This window comes from Candidatus Poribacteria bacterium, assembly GCA_016866785.1.
Taxonomy (GTDB): domain Bacteria; phylum Poribacteria; class WGA-4E.
On the sequence record VGLH01000206.1, the window covers coordinates 1 to 4,349 of the forward strand.

Annotated in this window: 6 protein-coding genes; all 6 read right to left on the reverse strand. The window is 64.5% G+C overall.

Annotated elements, in window-relative coordinates; genetic code table 11:
* Positions 1–317: transposase (locus FJZ36_18205; protein ID MBM3216832.1), on the reverse strand; the 317-nt coding region annotated here is incomplete at its 3' end.
* Positions 247–723, reverse strand: coding sequence for a hypothetical protein (locus FJZ36_18210; protein ID MBM3216833.1), 477 nt, complete (start codon positions 721–723; stop codon positions 247–249). The genes FJZ36_18210 and FJZ36_18205, both read right to left, overlap by 71 nt.
* Before the next feature lie 175 nt (positions 724–898).
* Positions 899–1,618, reverse strand: a complete 720-nt coding sequence (locus tag FJZ36_18215) for a DUF1080 domain-containing protein (protein ID MBM3216834.1) — start codon at positions 1,616–1,618, stop codon at positions 899–901.
* Positions 1,619–1,648: 30 nt separating this feature from the next.
* A complete protein-coding gene (locus tag FJZ36_18220; protein ID MBM3216835.1) occupies positions 1,649–2,164 on the reverse strand; it encodes a hypothetical protein in 516 nt (171 codons plus the stop codon).
* A 34-nt stretch (positions 2,165–2,198) separates the two neighbouring features.
* Positions 2,199–2,495, reverse strand: coding sequence for a hypothetical protein (locus FJZ36_18225; protein MBM3216836.1), 297 nt, complete (start codon positions 2,493–2,495; stop codon positions 2,199–2,201).
* Positions 2,496–2,693: 198 nt separating this feature from the next.
* Positions 2,694–4,055, reverse strand: a complete 1,362-nt coding sequence (locus tag FJZ36_18230; GenBank protein MBM3216837.1) for a hypothetical protein — start codon at positions 4,053–4,055, stop codon at positions 2,694–2,696.
* Between the last annotated feature and the right edge of the window lie 294 nt (positions 4,056–4,349).

Here is a 4,349-nt window from a genome sequence, read left to right on the forward strand (position 1 = left end):
TTGGGGATTCGATTCCACTGACAGCCGGTGCGCAGCTTGTAGACAACCCCGTCCAACACCGGGCGAAGCGGTACACGCTTGCGGTCTTGCCGATGTCGAGGATACTCGCGGCTCAGAATCCCCTCGATGATCTCCCACACGTCGTCGGGAACCGCCCAGATCGTCGGTTCCGGCTTGGGTTCCGGCTTAGGTTCCGGCTTGGCATCGTCGGTCGTTTGCACGCGATAGACTCCTGAATCGACGAACTCACAGGAGACTATCGGATAACTGCATTCGTCGATTGAGATAGACTCTGAACGCTCCCTTGATGTCGTCATGCCACCCAACGTTGAAATCACCGATCTGGATGAAGGGGATGTTCTTTCCGCCGAGGAAGTCGCCGGCTCCGAACAGCATGAACTCGGGCCAGTTCACGCGGACAAACAGGTCCACATCTCCCTGCCCGAAGTCCTCGACGAGCGTCGCGTCGCATTCGAACGTGTAGTCCGTCCACGTCGGATCGCCCATCGCCAGAACGACACTGCTCATGTCGCGTTGGGCGATGGTGAGCTCGCCGTTGACGACCTTCCAGAGAGGATAGTCAGCCGGATACACCGCCTTCCAGCCTACGAGGTCGCCGTCTTCGAAGTCGTCGCGGAGGACGCCCGACTTCCCGTCCACGGCGATCGCGGTGCAGAGAACCAGGATCGCGATCCAACCGACGCTGCGCATCCCAGCAGACATCGCCGCACCTCCTGCTCGATCCGAGCGAACCGACCTTGGAGTCACAGCGCCGCGCGGGATGCTGACTCCACCGCATCGCACCTAACATAGACACATACGATGACCGTTTGCTACCATCACAGCGCCTCGCCGGGTGCTGACTCCGCCGCATCCGCCGGAATGACCGCCGCGCGGCTCACGGGTTCTTCACGGCTCCCCAAGTGCCCGTCGCCTTGCCTCCCGGCTGAACGGCGCGGGCGCCCTTCCACGTCGGCGGCGTGAAGTCCGGGATGTCTCGCCCCTCGATCTGTACGTTATCGAAGCGGATCGAGTAGTTCGCCGCCCCGAGCGCGATATGACCCTCTTTGAGGCGCGCGTCCTCTCGGCGCAGCGCGACCTTCCCGTTGATCCAGTAGGTGAACTTCCGACCGTCCGCCTCGACCTTGAGGTGGTGGCGGCGATTCAGCTTGAGGTCGAAGTCGGCGTCGAACACGCCCTGGACGTTCTCGCCCCACGCGCCCATGAAGTCGCCGATCTGGATGAAGGGGATGTTCAGTCCGCCGAAGAAGTCGCCGACGCCAAAGAGCATCCCTTCGGACCACTTCTCGCGGACGAAGAGATCGACGTCCCCGGGCCCGAAGTCCTCGACGAGCGTCGCGTCGCATTCGAACGTGTAGTCCGTCCACGTCGGATCGCCCATCCCCAGCACGGTGCTGAAGTTCGACCGGTGAGTCACGGTGAGCTCCCCATCGACGACCTTCCACAGCAGGCCGCCCTCCGGGAAGAGCTGCTTCCAGCCTTTGAGGTCGCCGTCCTCGAAGTCGTCGCGGAAGACGCCGGTTCGCCCGTCTGGCGCGAACGCGACGCCGAGCGCTAGAACCACCATCCAAACGATTCCGTGAGCCTGACGAGTCATCGCCGCGCCCTTCCCATCCAAGCCCTACCGTCATGGAGCTGCCGCCCCGGATGTCGCGTCGACGGCATCCAGCGGGATGACCGTCTCGCGGCTGGCGAACCGCACACCCGCCACCGCGCCGGCGAGGAAACCCGCGATCGCGCCGCCCAACGAGACGGACGGCCTCGCGTCGGCTCCCAAGTTCATGACGCCGTAGGTGAGCCCGCCCGTCATCACGCCCGCGAGCGCGCCCAGCAGGCGATCCGACACGCCGGGGTGGATCACCACGGAGACCACGTCATCGACCGGGACCTCCTTCCGCCTGTCGGCGGCTCCGACGAGGACGAACTTGCCGTCGAAGACGCTCTGGAGCTTCCCGCGTTCCCGGCTCCCGTCGCGGAGCTCCAGGGAGAGCGTCTTGTCTTTCCAGTCGCGCGAGAGCTTCATGACGCGGATGCGGCGGGCTTGCAGCATCGCCTCGTCGTAGGTCGCTCTCGGCGCGCCACTAACGCACGGCGCGAACAGGAGCGCCGCGATCATGGAGAGAATGAAGGATGCGCGAGTCATGGTCGGGGCTCCTTTCCAAGCCCGAAGCCAGCGCTCAGTGCGGCACGGCGACCTCTGCCAGTGCGATCAGCAGGATCGCCGCCCCTGCCCCCGTAACGATGTAGGTGAGCGCCGCCCGTTCCCGAAACCGGACGATCGCGATGATGCCCGACACGAGCGCCCCGGCCGCCTCCAGCAGCGCGATGATCGCGGGGATCGCCAGCTTCGGGCTATCGAACAGGCCGTTGCCGCCCGTCTCCCCAGCCAGCGAGAACGCCACTTGCACGCCGAAGGCGATCCAGATACCAGCGAAGAACGCCAGCGAGAGCTTCCCGGGCATCGACTTCGGCATGTCAGTGGCTCCTAGTAGTCTATTACTTTGGAGATGCCGTATTTCCCCCCACCTCAGTCCTCCCCCGCGCTTCGCGGGGGAGGAGGCTATGTCCCTCCCCCTTGCATGGGGGAGGGTTAGGGTGGGGGTTGGATAACCCGACACTTCACTGTCACTGACCACAAGGTTCCGCTCGCCTCTCATCGTCTCTTGAGCCGACTAGAACTGGACGATCTTCCAGTAGAACGTGATGTACGGGTTCTGGAAGTGCGCTCCGATGCGGAACGTGTCCGTCGGGGCGATGAGGAAGCCGAGGTCGATATCCACCGGTCGGTACGTGCCGTTGGCGAACGAGATGACGCCCGGCGTCTCCTCGTCGAAGTAGTCCTCGGCGGCGTCGGAGAACTCGACGTAGCGCCAGCCGTTATCGGCGAAGACTTCGACCAGGAACTTCACGCGCTTGGTCATGTCGTAGTCGAGCGCCGCCCAGAACCGATAGGGGACGAAGCGCTCCCACGTGCTGCCCGACTTGAGCTGAGGGAGTTCTTGGAACAGGAGGCTGTTCGTCTTAGCGCCGACGTGGACGCCCCACTTGCCGCGCCCGTTGCGGAGCGAGTCGCGCCAACTCAGGACGGCGTAGAGTTCCTCGAAGGCTGCGAGGTTCCCCTTGCTCGAATCATCGACTAGGAGTTCCTCGATATCGGGCAGCGGAGTCCCTGGTGCGGCGTCATCGAGGGTCTTGCCGTCGCGTCGGATGAAGTGTCGGTAGCGGTCGTACTCGCGGCGCATGTCGTGCCGGGTCGATAGTCTGCCGCCGAGTCCCAGCCCGATCTCGGACGCGCCCTGTCGTCGGTTGAACACCGTGAAGTGCGGGTTCAGGTTGATGTCGCCCTGGAAGCTGTCGAACATCCGCGTCGTCAGCATGAAGTTGTCCGTGAACCCGAACCCGATGGACAACCCGCTGATGTAGAACGCACGCTCCTGGAGTCCGAACGCCGTCGGATCGAGGAAGACGTTCGTCAGCGTCTCTTCGCCCTGGAAGAACCGCTGGCGCTGCTCGCGCTCGGCGATCTGCCGCCCGCCGAGGAACCGATCCATGGCGCGAATATCGCTCTTGTTGATGACGACCTCGCCGTAGTCGGACAGCAGCACGAAGCTGACCATGTCCTCCGACAGGACTTCGCCGCGGAACCGCGAGCCGTCGCCCTTGGTGATCGTCGCGGTCTCCATGAGGAAATCGCTGGCCGGGATGCGGAGCGTGCCGTCTTCGGTTTCCAGCGAGACCACGCCATCGCCGGAGACGTCGCGGACCGTCCCTTGGAGCACGTTCCCGTTGCGGAGATAGAAGGGCTTGGACATGCCCTTGTGCAGCGTCGGAACCTGCGCCCCATCGTTGGCGGCGGGCTTTTCCGCCGCAGTCTGTGCCGCCGGTTTCTGTTCGACTTCCCCGAGTACCGTCCGCTCAATCTGCGAGAGAGGTCGGCGGGGTGATGCTGGAACCTGAGCCGTGGCTACGCCGACGCCGATGCTCAGGACGATGACGCAGCCGAAGACTCGCTGTGCATAGCGTGCGCGTGACATCGTCGGTACTCCTTCTCGACTGCGCTCAGCGGCGCAGGTCTGCCCACGCGATCGGCAGGTTCGCCTGCGGCGACACCGCGCGAGGGCTCTCCTGGATCGGTTCCTGCGAAACGGTGCGGAGCTTCCACACTCCATCCTGCTGCTCGGCGAGGACCCAGAGCTCGCCGCCGGCGATGCCCGGCTGATGCGCGAGCGCTCGGCTCGTCTTGGTGTCGATGGCGATGGGCATCTTGTCGACGCTCAGGCTGGCGAGCGCTCCGGTCGCTGCGAGGGCTTGGATCGCCGCGAAGGCGT

What these genes read in the sequence shown, in the direction of transcription:
- FJZ36_18210 (MBM3216833.1), bottom strand. Translation starts at nt 723, where the DNA reads ATGTCTGCTGGGATGCGCAGCGTCGGTTGGATCGCGATCCTGGTTCTC.
- FJZ36_18215 (MBM3216834.1), bottom strand. Translation starts at nt 1,618, where the DNA reads ATGACTCGTCAGGCTCACGGAATCGTTTGGATGGTGGTTCTAGCGCTC.
- FJZ36_18220 (MBM3216835.1), bottom strand. Translation starts at nt 2,164, where the DNA reads ATGACTCGCGCATCCTTCATTCTCTCCATGATCGCGGCGCTCCTGTTC.
- FJZ36_18225 (MBM3216836.1), bottom strand. Translation starts at nt 2,495, where the DNA reads ATGCCGAAGTCGATGCCCGGGAAGCTCTCGCTGGCGTTCTTCGCTGGT.
- FJZ36_18230 (MBM3216837.1), bottom strand. Translation starts at nt 4,055, where the DNA reads ATGTCACGCGCACGCTATGCACAGCGAGTCTTCGGCTGCGTCATCGTC.